Source organism: Geomicrobium sediminis, assembly GCF_016908595.1.
GTDB lineage: Bacteria > Bacillota > Bacilli > Bacillales > Marinococcaceae > Geomicrobium_A > Geomicrobium_A sediminis.
In genome coordinates, this window is record NZ_JAFBEC010000002.1 from 231,599 (window position 1) to 248,093 (window position 16,495).

The 16,495-nt window shown below is 41.6% G+C and carries 19 protein-coding genes, 1 tRNA gene and 1 pseudogene; 1 reads left to right on the top strand and 20 read right to left on the bottom strand.

What is annotated here, in order from left to right; genetic code table 11:
• Window positions 1-1,074 precede the first annotated feature (1,074 nt).
• The 18 genes and pseudogenes from JOD17_RS04055 to JOD17_RS04140 form a co-directional block, all read right to left on the bottom strand.
• A complete protein-coding gene (locus tag JOD17_RS04055; protein WP_204695818.1) occupies window positions 1,075-1,845 on the bottom strand; it encodes a hypothetical protein in 771 nt (256 codons plus the stop codon).
• A 171-nt stretch (window positions 1,846-2,016) separates the two neighbouring features.
• Window positions 2,017-2,244: a phage portal protein gene (locus tag JOD17_RS04060; RefSeq protein ID WP_204695819.1), complete on the bottom strand. Its 228-nt coding sequence runs from the start codon at window positions 2,242-2,244 to the stop codon at window positions 2,017-2,019.
• A 14-nt stretch (window positions 2,245-2,258) separates the two neighbouring features.
• Window positions 2,259-3,498: pseudogene (locus JOD17_RS04065) on the bottom strand (PBSX family phage terminase large subunit); the annotation flags it as partial.
• Complete coding sequence (locus JOD17_RS04070) at window positions 3,453-3,692, bottom strand: terminase small subunit (RefSeq protein WP_204695820.1); 240 nt, start codon at window positions 3,690-3,692, stop codon at window positions 3,453-3,455. The gene JOD17_RS04070 and the pseudogene JOD17_RS04065, both read right to left, overlap by 46 nt.
• A 114-nt stretch (window positions 3,693-3,806) precedes the next feature.
• A complete protein-coding gene (locus JOD17_RS04075; RefSeq protein WP_204695821.1) occupies window positions 3,807-4,385 on the bottom strand; it encodes an Ltp family lipoprotein in 579 nt (192 codons plus the stop codon).
• 175 nt (window positions 4,386-4,560) lie between these two features.
• Window positions 4,561-4,746 (bottom strand): hypothetical protein, encoded by a 186-nt coding sequence (locus JOD17_RS04080; protein WP_204695822.1) that lies wholly within the window; start codon window positions 4,744-4,746, stop codon window positions 4,561-4,563.
• Between the two features lie 98 nt (window positions 4,747-4,844).
• Complete coding sequence (locus JOD17_RS04085; protein WP_204695823.1) at window positions 4,845-5,198, bottom strand: hypothetical protein; 354 nt, start codon at window positions 5,196-5,198, stop codon at window positions 4,845-4,847.
• Between the two features lie 144 nt (window positions 5,199-5,342).
• On the bottom strand, window positions 5,343-5,999 hold the full coding sequence (locus tag JOD17_RS04090) for a hypothetical protein (protein WP_204695824.1): 657 nt from the start codon (window positions 5,997-5,999) through the stop codon (window positions 5,343-5,345).
• A 65-nt stretch (window positions 6,000-6,064) separates the two neighbouring features.
• Complete coding sequence (locus tag JOD17_RS04095; protein WP_204695825.1) at window positions 6,065-6,430, bottom strand: sigma factor-like helix-turn-helix DNA-binding protein; 366 nt, start codon at window positions 6,428-6,430, stop codon at window positions 6,065-6,067.
• Between the two features lie 156 nt (window positions 6,431-6,586).
• Window positions 6,587-6,663: transfer RNA gene (locus JOD17_RS04100), tRNA-Arg, on the bottom strand.
• A gap of 109 nt (window positions 6,664-6,772) precedes the next feature.
• Window positions 6,773-7,285, bottom strand: a complete 513-nt coding sequence (locus JOD17_RS04105) for a metallophosphoesterase (protein WP_204695826.1) — start codon at window positions 7,283-7,285, stop codon at window positions 6,773-6,775.
• 13 nt (window positions 7,286-7,298) lie between these two features.
• Window positions 7,299-7,889 carry an XTP/dITP diphosphatase gene (locus tag JOD17_RS04110; protein ID WP_204695827.1) on the bottom strand — a complete coding sequence of 197 codons (591 nt, stop codon included), beginning with the start codon at window positions 7,887-7,889 and terminating at the stop codon, window positions 7,299-7,301.
• On the bottom strand, window positions 7,889-8,641 hold the full coding sequence (gene rph, locus JOD17_RS04115; protein WP_204695828.1) for a ribonuclease PH: 753 nt from the start codon (window positions 8,639-8,641) through the stop codon (window positions 7,889-7,891). Before rph ends, JOD17_RS04110 begins: the two co-directional genes overlap by 1 nt.
• An 85-nt stretch (window positions 8,642-8,726) precedes the next feature.
• Window positions 8,727-9,752, bottom strand: a complete 1,026-nt coding sequence (locus tag JOD17_RS04120; RefSeq protein ID WP_052366174.1) for a GerMN domain-containing protein — start codon at window positions 9,750-9,752, stop codon at window positions 8,727-8,729.
• Window positions 9,753-9,838: 86 nt separating this feature from the next.
• Window positions 9,839-10,660: a glutamate racemase gene (gene racE / locus JOD17_RS04125; protein ID WP_204695829.1), complete on the bottom strand. Its 822-nt coding sequence runs from the start codon at window positions 10,658-10,660 to the stop codon at window positions 9,839-9,841.
• Window positions 10,661-10,686: 26 nt separating this feature from the next.
• Window positions 10,687-11,118 carry a MarR family winged helix-turn-helix transcriptional regulator gene (locus JOD17_RS04130; protein WP_042359621.1) on the bottom strand — a complete coding sequence of 144 codons (432 nt, stop codon included), beginning with the start codon at window positions 11,116-11,118 and terminating at the stop codon, window positions 10,687-10,689.
• Between the two features lie 74 nt (window positions 11,119-11,192).
• Window positions 11,193-12,908, bottom strand: a complete 1,716-nt coding sequence (gene ptsP / locus JOD17_RS04135; protein WP_204695830.1) for a phosphoenolpyruvate--protein phosphotransferase — start codon at window positions 12,906-12,908, stop codon at window positions 11,193-11,195.
• Window positions 12,909-13,175 carry a phosphocarrier protein HPr gene (locus JOD17_RS04140; protein WP_042420316.1) on the bottom strand — a complete coding sequence of 89 codons (267 nt, stop codon included), beginning with the start codon at window positions 13,173-13,175 and terminating at the stop codon, window positions 12,909-12,911.
• 435 nt (window positions 13,176-13,610) lie between these two features.
• Here JOD17_RS04140 and JOD17_RS04145 point away from each other — a divergent pair, with 435 nt between their 5' ends.
• Window positions 13,611-13,835 (top strand): helix-turn-helix domain-containing protein, encoded by a 225-nt coding sequence (locus JOD17_RS04145; protein WP_042359623.1) that lies wholly within the window; start codon window positions 13,611-13,613, stop codon window positions 13,833-13,835.
• A 118-nt stretch (window positions 13,836-13,953) separates the two neighbouring features.
• Here JOD17_RS04145 and sdhB read toward each other — a convergent pair whose 3' ends face one another.
• Window positions 13,954-14,715 (bottom strand): succinate dehydrogenase iron-sulfur subunit, encoded by a 762-nt coding sequence (sdhB, locus tag JOD17_RS04150; protein WP_204695831.1) that lies wholly within the window; start codon window positions 14,713-14,715, stop codon window positions 13,954-13,956.
• Entirely contained in the window at window positions 14,715-16,493 is a 1,779-nt protein-coding gene (gene sdhA, locus JOD17_RS04155; RefSeq protein WP_204695832.1) for a succinate dehydrogenase flavoprotein subunit, read from the bottom strand. The genes sdhB and sdhA overlap by 1 nt, the downstream gene beginning before the upstream one ends.
• Window positions 16,494-16,495 lie beyond the last annotated feature (2 nt).

The following is a 16,495-nucleotide window of genomic DNA, read 5'->3' on the forward strand; positions in this document are numbered from 1 at the left end:
GAAGAGAATTAATGTAGTTTGTAAACTATCAATTACATAGATCTTTGAAAACTGAACCACTTTCACTTTTCATCTAATATAAATTTCCTTCACCTTACAATATGAACCTTCTTATTTCAATGAATTCCCCGTGTGACTCTGATACAATTAATTGATAATTCTTTCATTGATTGAGGTGTCCTTATGATAAACGTCGGCAACATATTATTTCCACTCGTTATTTGGGGAATTAGCTTGTACGTCTTATATTGGATCATTCGTATCGCAGTAAAGCACGGAATGCAAGATGCTAATAAAAGTTAGGTATGACAGGCAGATTCCATAAGAAGTAATCAATTGTTGAAAAAGCGCTAGTTCAGGTGAAACTGGGCTTTTTCATTAGGTTGGTAGAGCTAGTGTTCTTTGACTGTACTGGTATAAGTATTCATTGTTGTTTGATGTGAGATGTCTATCACTCGCAAAACCTAAAATTCAGGAAATCTACTAATTAAATACCTTTTTTCTACACAAAAAGAGTCGATTTATAAAATCGACTCCAATCCAACTAGGCTCAGGTCCGGTTATATGAAATGTTCAACTTCCAATTCAGCTAGCTCAAAAGACTATAGAACTGTCAAATCACAACTGCAAAATCGAGGTGTTGATCCATAATCCTTAGTGAGTGTGAGTATACAATTCAAAATGTGCTCACTCTCCAATCCCTCACTAATTATGACTCGATTCTTCCAAGCGTTTTATATATTTATCATATTTCTCACTTCCAAATATACGAAGAAACACGAGAAACAAAAATCGTAAACTTGCTACAGAACTTACAATTAAGCCAACCAATAAGAGCGTTCCCGCAGTATAAATTTGATTAAGAGTTACTTCATAAGCTATATACGCTACTGTAGAAAAAATAACTGAAGCTAACCATCCAAATAAATATGGGAGCTCAAGTGGCCACCCTTTAACTCGAATTAATTTTATTGTTGTTTTTACAATGAAGATTGAGAACAAAAAATACAGCAAAGTGATTGTAACATCGATCACTATCTGCATATTAGTTGCCCCTTACTATCAATATCCATATTATATACTCCCATGAGCACTACGTGCACTTTGTAATGTGCTCCCGTAATTAAAAAGCGTTGTAGCTGTACCTATAATCGGTATTGCTTTACCAGTAGCCCTTACAATTGCCTTAACTGTTTCAAACGAGAAAGGATTTCCTCGGATTATACTCCTGAATATTTCTTCAGCCAATCCGGCTAACCCAGCTGAAACCAAGTTTCTTTCAATGCTAACTAAGTCTTGAGCGTGTGATTTGAATGTCCGATAATTAGAGTTAGAGGCCGTCGTTTGTTTCTGGTTCCCAGGGTAAATAGTGGCGTATGCTGTTCCACTCGACATTTCACTATAACGAGTTTGTGTTATTGACGAACCTCCTCTGTTCATCGGTGAAATAATCTCAGTTTCTTCATTTGGATTGAATACTATCTCTTCCCCGTCTTGAATAATTGTGATTGTTGTATCTTCATTTTCTATAATTTTTGTTTCACTTTCACTAATCAATTCTTTATCATATGTAATATCATAGGTTTTAGTTGTAATTGTATGAATGTTCGCGTCAATAACTTCGATTTCTTCTACAACCTCTATTTCTCTATCATTATCAACTTGATAACGATATGTTGAACCATCATCATTAGATTCAATAATTTCTATTTCAGATTCACTTGTAAACTCCTCCAGAACATTACCCTCAACTGAATTAAAGGTAGAAGCAGAAGTGCTTGCAGGAGCTAATATAGTTGCTGAGACAAGGGTTGCACTTAATATCCCTATAAAAGACCTTTTCATCTGAGTAATATCTCCTTTTTAATAATATATTTAATACCTCCTAAACACTAACATAAGAAAATGGCTAATTTTAAGTGAAAATTAACCATTTACTACTTATGAATTAGACATATGAGTACTTAATCATCTAATATGTTCGATCATGTAAACAACAAGTAAGGATTGAAACACCTATAAAGTAACCAGTGCTAATTCCGTGATGTACTTGCAAAAATTAGTTACAATCCTGTTGTTTGGTTTATCTTTATCATCGAATACTCGTTCCATAATAGCGTGATGACCTTCGTAATATAACTGATTTGTCTTCTCTTTTTTTAAGTCCTTACTGCTTTTGTGTGCATCAATCAAGGCTTTTACTAGCTCTACACTTGATTCGGTTTCATTCATCCTTATATCCATCTTCTCACCTCCTGTTAAAATCCGAATGAAGTTTTGCTTCGTGAACGCAACTTCCCGCGCTTCTCCATGTCGTTAGAGAATGCATAACGTGTTGCATCTATTGTGTAGTTATCTGCATCCTCTAGCTTGCTACGCACATTGCCATCTTTGTCAGTCTGATAATCAATGTTCTCAAACTTACGGGCAATGTTATTAGGCGTACGCTTTGGATCAATTACAATGGCATCCAAATCATCCAGCCATTCCTCGCCGTACTCCACGCTGTCAGGACCTTCCTTAGCTCCTTTAATGTGTTTAATGCCATGCTCTAGTTTCATCTCATCAATCGATTTCGGTTCCGCACTATCAGCAAGTATCTCTTTGTCTTCATATCCCTTAGACTTAATACCCTCAGATGCTTTGCGATTTGATAGCTTAACGTCATATATCTCGTCCATCGCATAGATCGTGCGCTTCTTCTTATCAAAGTGCCAGCGAACAAATGCAAATGGATCGCCAGCAAATCCGTAGTCAATCCCTTGGTGGATGTTATCAAAGTTGTTGTATTCTTCGTCTTCAATTCTGCGGAACTCCAAATTGTCAAACGGCACAACGCCACTACCGATTGCCTTGCCTAGATACTCCCAATCATATTTACTTTGATTACGTTCTCTTGCCGCCTCAGTCTCCTCAATAAACTGCTGTGAAATAAACGGGCAAGGTAGGTTGTGTGATGCACAAAGGTATTGTCAGCCGGTATATGGCTCTCGTACTTCTTGTTAACCCATGATTGCTTGCGTTTAGGAGGGTTGTATGAGTAAAAAACATATAAAAAAGACCATCACCCAACTCTCCACGTAAAAGTGAGTTAGTGATGGTTGTTACTTCGTCTTCTGTTTTAAACTCAGCTAGCTCCTCGACCCAAGCAATTGCAAATGGATAATTTGCCGATTTAAGTGACTTAATACGCTCTAGCTCCTGCTGCGCTCCTCGAAACATAATATAATTGCCTCTTGGGGTATAGGTAATCCTCATAGGCGACTTGTTAACTTTAAACAAGTGTGCCACTCCTTGCTCGCTAATTGCCCATTTAATCTGCTCGAACAATGATAGCTCAATCGTATTGTCAAACTTACGGATGCCAACACCGTTTACGGCTAATCGCATGAGTAATTGTACGATGATGTGAGCAATGTCTGATGACTTTCCCGATCCACGACCGCCTTTAGCTACAACATTGAGAATTTCTGGATTAAGTGCAGCTCGCCAAAGCGATCAGCGATCCGTTCACTAGCCAATTCTTCTAGCCGATTTTCGATATATACTGATATGTCAGGTTTTGTAAGGTTTTCACTACCCACAGACCTTGCAGTCTTTTTGCTATAGCCTGCTTTGATTGCCGCTTCCGTTGCATTACCTGATTCAATATAGTAGTCAGCAAACCGCCTCTGCTTCTCTGTCATCTTCATTACATATCACCGTCCTCCTCGTAATTTGTCATTATGTAAGCATAAAAAAAGCCACCGGTGTTAAGGTAGCTTAGAAGGAAAATATGATAATCGGTATCGCGATCAACAATAATTTTAAAGCCCTACTTCATCTACAGCATTTGTAGCGTAATCATTACTAAAACCTTCAAATTCTAACTGTTCTATTAAACCCGATCTTGAAAAACTTGAGAAATCTAAGTAATCTTGCGCCATTATTACTGCTTGCTCTTGCCAGTCAACATCTATCTTATCCACTGCATATGTAGCATCCTCGTTACCAAAACCTTCAAATTCTAATTGCTCTATCAGACCACTTTCTGAAAAAGCTGTAAAAGCTAAATAATCTTGAGCCATGCTCACTGCGTTTTGTTGTGATGGTGTTTCTTCCAGTTCTTCAACTTCTTCATTTTCTTCTTGGTCTGTACTTAAAGGTTCTTCATTCTCACTCTCGTCAGTGGAAATCTCTTCATGATCTCCGCTTGATTCATCTACTTCATTTTCCAATTCATTGTTCTCAATATCCTCCTCGTTTTCCGGCTCCAGTCCATTGTTCTCAACACCCTCTTCGTGCTCCTCGTTTTCATAAGTGGCATCTGCTGTTACATCGTCATTACCACCACATCCTGATAAAACCAAAGTTAATACAAAAGTAAGGAATAGTAATTTTCTCATTTTCTAACCCCCTCCACTTACATATTCGACATAAGGGACTATATACCTGCATAAATCATCAAAAACCACAACGACCAAATTTTATGATGACTTAAGTTTGTCCAGCATCTACATAATCACCCACCCACGACGGATTCGTTTGTTTTGTAGCATTAAAAAAGCACCCGAGTGGGTGCTAAACGCCTCTTCTGAATTTATTTTTTAAACTAATTCCATTTTTTCCGATAACCTCATCAAGAGTTAATGTTTCTTCAGTTTTCGGAAGGTAATACATCATTTGTTTTCGTTTTTCATCAAATATTTCTTTTGCACCCGGATCAATTTTCCGTCTAATCTCTTCAATAGGAGTCTCGTGAGCCACTTCATAACCCCCTAAGATTTGATTTCCTTACCAAATTCGACATAAGGAACTATATTCCTCCATCAATAAACAGAAAGTTCTGGTTCGATCGCAAGATGTTACGACTCTATATAAGAAGAACCGAAGTTACAAATTGGACATTTGCCTGTGTCTACTCCGTAAGAATCTGATACGTGGACTCTAATTAGATTCTTATCTTTGTCCCAACATGCTGTGCAGAAAAGACCTTCATCTACTTTGTTATGAAAATAATAAAAGTGGCCTGTTACTTTTAATGATTTACTGACGTCTTTTTCTTCTTTTAGTTTTTTTATTTCCTTATTCAGTTCATAATTTTCATGCTGCAAATCAAGTGACTTTTCTTGAACTTCTACCATCTTAAAATACAGCTCGCTATTCCCACTATCTTTCGCGAACCTTAAAGCATCTTTTACGACATTATAAAGTGCCACTTCATCACCTCTTACATAAAGATATATCTATAATGTAGCTCAAAAAAGATGAATAGTCATGAAAATTCAAAAAACCACAACGACCAACCATCGTCACTGCTTAATAGAATGGATCTCGTTTATAGGTGGCAAGCGTATGGCAATTTATTTAGATTTGTAAAATACAAACCAACGATTGCTATCTCCACGGAACCTATGAAAACTAACGTATTTCCCCCAAATTCTTCTTCGCATTCTGACAAGTATTTCTAACCTATCACTCTTTTTCATGCATATATATTCATGCCTCAATTTTTCGTTAGACTGACTTATATAGTCTATGTCACAATTAGCGATACGGTATTCAACTTCGTAATACTCACTATTCATTAATGGTATGTAAATACTCTCCCCAACCTTAATTACTGATGTGCTAACATCATGACGCCAAGATTTTAACTCATTCTCATTATCTTTTGTTAGTACAACTCTAATCCCTATATCTGCTCTAAGAATTATACCTGGTCCGTGATTAGTCACTCTCGCAAACGGGATTTTAATTGCCGGTGAGGTTTGCTTCATGCGGACCAAATTCTCTTCATATTCTGGTGTCGGTATAATTCGCGATGCACTAATCGGATCTACATCTAGGTTATACTTAACCATTTGATCTTGAACCTCAACTATAGACCGAGTATTAAGTTTTCTCTCTCCTTTTGAACGTAAGCCATAGAATATAGCTGAGAGAAAAAATGTAACAATAGAGGCCCCTACTCCAGTTAGTAATAACTCAAATAAACGCATTGTATCTAGTGTATCCATAGCTCGCTTCCCTTATTTCAATTTAATTATCATTATACAAGCAACTTAGCTATTCTACAAAAACCTCATCCCACAAAGGAGAAGAGGCTATTTGCGATTTGGTTATTAATCTTTAACTCTGCCCGATCCACGGTCTTTTGCACCGTAGACTTACACACCCCTAGATACCTTGTCGCCTGCTCCAACGAGAGCAACTCTGCCTTAACCATTACATAAACCTCACGCTCTCTCTCCGTAAGCATAGATAGAGCGTCATCGATGCGAAAATGGTTGGCCTGACTTATTTGTTTGTCCTCTGACATGTTATGCCGTAATTGCTCTAATGCGCTAGGCTCCATGTAAATTGTGCGTTGGTGCACGGATCGTCGCTCAATATCTTGCTTTGCTCCTGACCGCCTACTCGTCTCCGTCCTCTCAAACGCATACTTCAAGTCTCTGATCGTCTCGCCAATGATTTCATGCTGTGCAGTCCAAAATAAAAATAACGAACATTGAATACATAAAAGAGAGTTTTGCAACAAAAAAAGAGCCGATTTATAAAAATCGACCCCGATCCAACCCCAAGGGTTGGTATTATGTAATGTAAATGGCGTCCCAGGAGAGATTCGAACTCCCGACCCACAGCTTAGAAGGCTGTTGCTCTATCCAGCTGAGCTACTGGGACAGCGACAATTAGTATCATACCGAATAATTCATGTTTCGTCAATAATTTTACTGGATTTTTTTAGATATCTTTTCATTGCCGCATGTTTTGCGGCAATGAAAAGGTTTGCTTAGACGGAGAGTGATTCGTTACGCTCACCGGTGTTGCGATTGTAGTAGTCGATGGCTTTGACTTTGCTTTCTTCAATCGTAATGATGCAATAGGTTGGTTCGTAGCCACCTCGTGGCATTAGAAGGCTTCCTGGGTTAACGATGTGCATCTTCTCATCGATGTGATCAACGTTTGGAATGTGCGTATGACCGTATAACACGAGGTCTGCGCCTTTTTCTTTGGCTGCTGCTTGTAATGCTTGTTGATCGTCCCTCGTCACGTGCAGGAGGTGACCATGTGTTTGCCAGATCGTGAGGTTATCAATCGTTGTCATTTGAAACGACGGGAAATCGATTTCGAAATCGGTGTTGCCACGAACAATTGTAATGCCTTCTAGTAGTGGATCGTCGGTATCTAGCTCAGAATCTCCACAGTGAAACACTGCATCTACGTCAGACTGGTGTCGCTCAACAACTGCTTCTAACCACTGTCGATCACGATGTGTGTCACTCATGACAAGCAACCGTTTCATTTCCCATCGCCTCCTAAAGTGTTGACCAAAGCTCGTCCATTTTTTTCAATGCGTGACTGCGATGACTAATTGCGTTCTTCTCATCTGGCGTCATTTCAGCGAGTGATTTGCCGTGTTCTGGACTGTACATGAGTGGATCATAGCCAAAGCCGTGTTCGCCTTGCGCTTCTGTTAAGATTCGTCCTTCGCACGTTCCTTCAACCGCTTGTTCTTTTCCTGTACTAGCGTCAAAGTAGACGAGCGCACAGATGAAGCGCGCGGTACGATCTGCGTCATCAACTTCTTTTAACATGTCTAACAGCTTTTCGTTGTTTCGAGCATCGCTCTTTGGCTCTCCTGCGAATCGAGCAGAATAGACGCCTGGAGCACCATCAAGTGCATCAACTTCTAGTCCAGAATCATCCGCAAGCGCAGGTAGCTTCGTATAGTTTGATACAAATTCTGCTTTTAGTTTGGCATTTTCATAAAAGGTCGTACCTGTCTCTTCAACATCTGGGCATTCTGGATAATCGTTTAATGACTTTACATCAACTTTACCTTGAAGCATCGTTTCAAGTTCTTTCCGCTTGCCTTCGTTTTTCGTTGCAAGTACAATTGTCGTCATTACTTCTCCTCCTCACCGTCTGTTTCGTTGACGAGTTGTAACACTTGTTGTTGAATCGCAATGAGTTCTTTAATGCCTGAATCTGCTGATGCAAGCATACTTAACAATTCTTGATGCGTAAACGTCGCCTCTTCACCGGTTCCTTGAAGTTCAACAAACTCACCGCTACCTGTCATGATGACATTTAAGTCGACGTTTGCCGCAGAGTCTTCTTCGTAACATAAGTCGAGCAAGACGTTACGCTCGGAATCAAGTCCGACAGAGATTGCTGCTAATGAATCTTGAAGCGGTAGTTTTTCGATTTTCTTCTCGTTCACGAGTTTCGTAAGTGCAAGTGCCGTTGCAACGTAAGCGCCTGTAATGGATGCCGTTCGCGTGCCTCCATCAGCTTGAATAACATCGCAATCAACCCATACGGTACGTTCGCCAAGTGCCTCTAAATCTAAGACTGCGCGGAGTGAGCGTCCGATCAGACGTTGAATCTCCATCGTTCGGCCTGTTACTTTGCCTTTTGAAGATTCACGAATGTTTCGTTGTTCGGTTGCACGTGGCAACATGCTATATTCTGCTGTAATCCAGCCTTTGCCTTGTCCACGAAGAAATGGTGGTACTCTTTCTTCAATGCTTGCAGAACAAATGACTTTTGTATCCCCAACGGAGATCAATACTGATCCTTCCGGGTGTTTAATATAATTCGTTTCAATTGTTGTTGGTCGAATTTGATTCGTAGTTCTTCCATCTGTTCTTTCCATGTTAACGACTCCCTATCTAACGTTCATCATAACAAAAAAGGCCGCAAATTGCCGCCTTTTCTGCAAGTATACCATGAATATGAAGCTACTGTGAAACAAGTTCCTTAATGTGATCTTCCGTAACCGCTGTTGGAAGTGCATCGCCGCTACGGGCATTAATTTCATCACTTCCATTTACGAGATACGTCACACTGTCTACACCATCAATCGCTGTGAGCGTCTTCGTTAACATCGTTAACGCTTCCGTTGCGATTGCCGTTCCTTCATTCTCTGTAAGGAGCGCTTCATTAAAATTGACAGTCAGTACCCCATCATTCAGTGTTGGCTCATCTACGAGCTCAACACCGTGACGCAGACCGGTAAGCAATTCCGATTGGAGTGCAGGTCCATGAATGACTTCATTCACTACGGATTCAACTCGATTATCAGACTGATCGATCCGTCTTGTGACAGGCACATAATATAGGTCATGTTCGTTTTCATTTAGAAAGTATAATGTCGATGGTAACGTCGCTGTTACATCTACTGAATTCACATTTGGTTCTTTGTTAATGCCACGGTCTCTCGTTAATGATGTAATTGGCGTTTCATTGTGTGGCATAACGTCTTGTTCATGACCATTAATAAGAATTTCTACTCGGTCAATGGACTCATATTGTGTTAGTGTCCACGTTAATGCCTGAAGAATAGCTTCTTCTTTGTTCTGGTCATAATCTCTAAAGTCTTCAGAGAAGTCGACAACCGCAGTCCCTTCGTTCGTTACGTTAACACCGAGCACTTCTGTATCTGCTGGGAACACCGCTTGAAAACCACTCGGTAGCATTTCGGTGATCGGTCCTCCGTCAATCATATACTCAAGCGCTTGGCGAAGCACTTCTTCGTCGTGCGGAAGTGAAAAGGTTCTCGGGACGACATACCCGTCAGAATCGATTAAATACAACTCACGCTCTGTGAGTCCTTCTGCGGTTTCTTCGTCTTGTTCTTCCACGACACGCTCTTCTGTATGCTCGGTTTCTGCGTCTCTTTCCACCGCTTCTTCATCGGTGCTACACGCTTGCACGACAAGAAGTGCAGCGATCGCAATTATAGAACGGCGAATTTGCTTTTTCACTCTTGATCCCCCCTAGCTAGTCTACTGAAGTATACGAGCCTTATGACGGAATTAGACCAGTTATCAAGACGAAAAAACCACGACAATTAGTCGTGGTTCATCGTTGATGATAAAAAGCTAATCTGACGAACGTCAGGGGTTGTGATGGTCATCCAGCGCTCCACCTTTTCTACAAATGGCAACACCTCGCCACTCGTATAGAAAATATGGGCTGGAGCTTCCTCCGATCGATTATGGATACCATTATGTTGCAAGATGGTGCTCATCTCTCTAGCTGTTTCTTGCCCTGATGAAATGACGCTCACACCACCACCGACGACTTCTTGAATGACCGCTTTTAAGATTGGGTAGTGCGTACATCCGAGAATGAGCGTGTCATAACGATACTGTTGAAGTGGTCTTAACGTTTCTTCAACGATCTTGTATGCGTCTTGTTTAGATGTTCGGTTTTGTTCAACGAGTGGCACAAAGGGTGGGCATGCAAGGTTATGAACAGTGACTTGCTCACCTTGAATCGCGCGGATCGTTTCAGGATAAGCGCCGCTATGAATCGTACCTTCTGTACCAATAACCGCAATTTCACCACTTGACGTTTCATTTAATGCGGCAATTGCCCCAGGACGAATAACTCCGACTACTGGAATGTCGAGTTGTGCTTGTAACTCTTCTAGCGTCACAGCTGTTGCTGTGTTGCAAGCTATTACAAGCATCTTAATGTCCCATTGCAACAACTGTTCTACCATTTGCCACGTAAAGCGGCGAACTTCTTCCACCGTTCTTGGTCCGTACGGGCAACGAGCCGTATCACCAATGTAAATCATCGTTTCCTTTGGTAACTGCCTTGCGACTTCCTTTGCAACGGTTAATCCACCTACACCCGAGTCAATAACACCAATCGGTAAATTCAATCGTCTCGCCTCTTTATTTCACTATTCTAATCTTTGGACATCTCTTCATGAAGGGATCCAAGCGTTGCTTGTAATTGGTCAACTTCCTCACTAGAAAAGTGTACTAAAACTTCTTGCAAGTATTCTTGACGTTTTTGAATCACTTCATCAATGATGACCTTACCTTCTTCCAATATATGAACGCGTACGACGCGGCGATCCCGTTGATCACGAACGCGCTCTACAAGTTCGTTTTTCTCCATACGATCCACAAGGTCTGTTGTCGTACTAAATGCCAGATACATCTTTTGAGACAATTCACCAATCGTCAAATCACCTTTGTCTTTTAAGTATTGCAATGCTATAAATTGCGGAGGTGTAATTGGAAATTGATTCAGAATTTCTCTTCCCTTTTGCTTGACTGTATATGAAATTCGACGTAAAGAACGTTCAATGCTTTCCACTTGGTTATCTCTCACATCTAATCTCCTCCCACTCTTTTGTTTGTAAAAAAAGTCGCCTGAAAAAATGTTTCAGACGACTTAACATCTACTTATCGGATTGCTTCATTTACGAGTGCTTCAACTTCCTCTTGCGTCGTGCATGTTAATGCTTGTGTCGCAAGGGCTTCACACTTTTTAGAATCGAGTCCTAACAACTGCTCTCTCGCTTGTAATACAGAAGAAGCACTCATGCTAAATTCATCTAGACCGAGACCTAAGAGTAGCGGGATTGCTGTCTTTTCACCAGCCATTTCTCCACACATGCCTGTCCATTTTCCTTCAGCGTGGGATGCATTAATGACATTTTTCACGAGTTGTAAAATCGCAGGATGGTACGGCTGGTACAAGTAAGAAACCTTTTCACTCATACGATCCGCGGCCAATGTGTATTGAATTAAGTCGTTCGTTCCAATGCTAAAGAAATCAACTTCTTTTGCAAATTGCTTTGCAATCACAGCAGTGGACGGGATCTCGACCATAATTCCAACTTCCATTGACTCATCAAACGAAATGCCTTCTGCTCGTAACTTCTCTTGCTCTTCTACGATGAGCGCCTTCGCAGCACGAAACTCTTCAAGTGTCGCAACCATCGGGAACATCACTTTCAGATTTCCGTATGCACTTGCGCGAACTAGCGCGCGTAGTTGCGTGCGGAATAACGCTTCATTCTCAAGACAAAGACGAATGGCGCGGAAGCCTAAAAATGGATTAAGCTCTGACGGCAAGTCCAAATACGGCAATTCTTTATCGCCACCAATGTCTAACGTACGAATGACGACTGGCTTTCCATCAAGTTTCTCTACAACCGCTTTATAAGCATCAAACTGCTCTTCTTCGGTCGGGAGCTGATCTCGCTCCATGTAAAGAAATTCTGTTCGGTAAAGACCAACGCCTTCTGCGCCATTATTCAACACGCCGTCAACGTCTTTCACTGAACCGATGTTCGCTGCAAGCTCAACAGACTTCCCGTCTTTAGAAACGGACGGCTCGTTGATGAGTCGCTTACGCTTTTCTTGTTCATCAAGGAATACTGCTCGTTTCTCTTTGTATTGCTCTACGGTAGCTTCATCTGGGTTAACGATGACTTCTCCGTTGATCCCATCCACGATGAGCACATCTCCATCATGAACATCCGTCGTGACATTCGTTAATCCAACGACTGCTGGAATCTCCAGAGAACGTGCCATAATTGCTGAATGCGACGTGCGTCCGCCAATATCCGTTGCAAAGCCTAACGCAAATTCCTTGTTCAGCTGGGCAGTATCAGATGGCGTGAGGTCTTTTGCAATCACGATTGTCTCTTGATATAAATCAGCAAGTGACGCTGATTTCACTCCGAGCAAATGACGCAATACGCGCTGGCTAACATCTTTAATGTCTGCTGCTCGCTCACGCATGTAGTCATTATCCATGCTCTCAAACATCGAAATGAACATAGCCGCGGTTTCATTTAACGCATGTGCCGCAGTGGCGTTGTCCGCATCAATTTTCGTATGCACGGCTCCGACCAGTTCTGGGTCTTCCAAAACGAGCAAGTGTGCAGCAAAAATCTCTGCATTTTCTTTTCCTTGTTGCTCTTCCGTCTTTGTCTTTAACGCTTCAAGCTCTTGCTTCGATGTTTTTGTCGCTCGTTCAAAGTTCGCTTTTTCAACTTCAGCACCTTCAGTACTGTTTTCTGTGATTTCAAGCGACACTTCTTCATAGACAAAGGCTTTTGCAATTGCAATGCCGTTACTCGCAGCAATTCCTGTAATCACGCTAGACATTTACGACTCTCCTAAGCCTTCATGAATCGTTGCAGTAATCGCGTTCATTGCTTCTTCTTCGTCATTCCCTGAAATAAGGATCTTGATCTCTCCGCCTTTTCCAACGCCTAGAGACATGACACCCATGATTGATTTCAAGTTAACTTTCTTACCCTTTGCTTCCATTTCAATCTCAGATGAGAATTGGCTTGCTTTATGAACAAGCTGAGTAGCTGGACGTGCGTGTAATCCTGTATCAGCAGTAATAGTGAATGTTTTTTCTAGCATTTGACATGCCCCTTTCAAGATTCAGTTCAGAATTGAATTGGTTGATCTAATCATCTTTACTCCTTCTACATTTTATCACTCAAGCAATAAATCGCCAATCGTTTTGCTGATTAACAACTTTTTCTAAAAATTTTATCGGTTTTTTGCAACATTTTCTTAACATCTTTATCAAAACTTGAATAAGATAGGCTTGAGCTTTCAAGACAGCTGTTTATCGTAAGCACTTGTTCTTGGGACGTCTATGACCACTGCTGCTATTGGATGAAAGTTTTTGAAAACTTTTCGGTATAGTTGTTCGCCGCTTTTTACTCCACTACTCACCGAAGGGTTAACTCTCACATACGATATGGAGACTAAATACTTTCTTCTAATCGTCCAATTCCAACGAGAGCCGGACACACAAGAGGGTGGCCTGGATTAGAAAGGGTGACACGATTGAAGGACTTGGAACGTGGTCCGCGCTCCCTTCTGACGAAAAGGGAGAAGGAGGTCTTTGACCTTCTCGTGCAGGACAAAACGACAAAGGAAATTGCGGGTCAGCTTTACATCAGCGAGAAGACAGTCCGTAATCATATTTCTAATGCCATGCAAAAATTAGGAGTTAAAGGGCGTTCTCAAGCTGTCATTGAATTAATTCGACTCGGTGAGATCCAAATCTAGAACTGTTCCGGTCGTCAATGAGGGATGACACCGGCTTTTCTAGAGTGTGCGCAAAACAAAGATTGGGAAACCATAAAAAAGCCGAATGTTCATTTCGAACATCCGGCTTTGGTCTTTGTTACAGTTTGTCGCTTCCGAAGAAGTTTTTGAACGATTGCATCGTCATGTCACGGTTAAGCGCCGCGATTGATGTTGTCAAAGGAATTCCTTTTGGACAAGCTTGTACACAGTTTTGCGAGTTACCACAGTTTGAAAGACCGCCGTCTCCCATAAGTGCGTTAAGACGCTCTTCACGGTTCATCTCACCTGTTGGATGAGCGTTAAACAAACGAACCTGAGATACTGCTGCTGGACCAATAAAGTCAGATTTGCTGTTTACGTTCGGACAAGCTTCAAGACAAACACCGCATGTCATACATTTAGAAAGTTCATAAGCCCACTGACGCTTGTTCTCTGCCATACGTGGTCCTGGACCTAAGTCGTACGTACCGTCAATAGGAATCCAAGCTTTAACTTTCTTCAATGAATCGAACATCCGGCTACGATCTACCACAAGGTCACGTACAACCGGGAATGTTTTCATTGGCTCTAGACGAATTGGTTGATCTAGTTGGTCTACGAGTGCTGTACACGATTGACGTGGTTTCCCGTTAATTACCATACTACATGCACCACAAACTTCTTCAAGACAGTTCATATCCCAAACGACTGGGGCAGAATCTTTTCCATCTACAGTAACAGGGTTACGTCTAATTTCCATCAAAGCAGAAATGACGTTCATATTTTCACGATGTGGAATCTCGAATTCTTCTGTATATGGACTGGCATCAGGGCTGTCTTGACGAGTAACGATAAAGCGGACGGTTTTTTGTTCGCTCATTATTTTCCAGCTCCTTGTTTTTCACTAGCTTTTTTCTTTGAGTAGTCACGTTTTCTTGGCTTGATTAGCGATGTATCAACGTCTTCATACTCAAAGATCGGCTTGTTGTTTGCCGCATCATACTTCGCTTTCGTAGTCTTTAAGAACTCTTCATCATTACGATCTGGGAATTCAGGCTTGTAGTGTGCACCACGGCTTTCGTTACGGTTGTATGCACCGATTGTGATTACACGAGCAAGATCAAGCATTCCTTTTAATTGACGAGTAAATGGTGCTGCTTGGTTTGACCACCGGCTCGTATCGTGCATGTTGATGTTGTTCCAACGCTCCATTAATTCTTGAATCTTATCATCCGTTTGGAGTAGTCTAGCATTCTCACGAACAACAGTAACGTTATCGGTCATCCACTCACCAAGTTCTTTGTGAAGTGCATACGCGTTTTCTTTACCGTCCATTTTTAGGATGCCTTCGTACTCATCTTCCACTTTCTTCGCTTCTGAATCAAACAGTGAAGAAGAAAGATCGTCGGCTGATTTCTCAAGTCCATCGATGTACTGGACGGCTTTCGGTCCAGCAACCATACCACCGTAGATTGCAGAAAGAAGTGAGTTGGCTCCAAGACGGTTCGCGCCGTGTTGAGAGTAATCACACTCACCTGCAGCAAAAAGACCAGGGATGTTTGTCATTTGATCGTAATCAATCCACATACCACCCATAGAATAGTGAACTGCTGGGAAGATCTTCATTGGAACTTTTCGAGGGTCATCACCCATGAACTTCTCATAAATCTCCATAATTCCACCGAGCTTAACATCAAGTTCGTGAGAATCCTTATGAGAAAGATCAAGGTAAACCATGTTCTCTCCGTTTACACCGAGCTTTTGCTCGACACAAACGTTGAAGATTTCTCGAGTCGCGATATCACGAGGTACAAGGTTTCCGTATGCTGGGTATTTCTCTTCAAGGAAGTACCAAGGCTTACCGTCTTTGTACGTCCAAACTCGTCCACCTTCACCACGAGCAGACTCACTCATAAGACGAAGCTTATCGTCTCCAGGAATTGCTGTCGGGTGAATTTGAATGAATTCTCCATTTGCATAGTAAACGCCTTGCTCATAAAGCTTCGCTGCTGCAAAACCTGTATTAATCATTGAGTTCGTTGATTTACCGAAAATAATTCCTGGTCCACCCGTTGCCATAATTGTTGCATCAGCGCGGAAGCTTTGAACTTCCATAGACGCAAGGTTCTGGGCAGTAATTCCACGACAACGACCTTCGTCGTCCATTACTGCTGAGGTGAATTCCCAGTTCTCATATTTCTTAACAAGTCCTTGAACTTCGTAACGACGAACTTGCTCATCAAGTGCATAAAGTAACTGTTGTCCGGTCGTTGCACCGGCATATGCCGTACGGTGATGTTGTGTTCCACCGAAACGACGGAAATCTAGAAGACCTTCTGGTGTACGGTTAAACATAACTCCCATACGGTCTAAAAGATGGATAATCCCTGGTGCTGCATCTGTCATTGCTTTTACAGGGGGTTGGTTCGCAAGGAAGTCTCCACCGTACACGGAATCATCAAAGTGTTCCCACGGAGAGTCTCCTTCACCTTTTGTATTAACGGCACCGTTAATTCCACCCTGAGCGCAAACGGAATGTGAACGTTTTACCGGAACGAGGGAGAACAATTCTACACTCTTCCCTGCTTCCGCTGCTTTAATTGTTGCCATTAGACCGGCTAAGCCGCCACCGACAACAATGATGTTTCCGTTGCTCATGA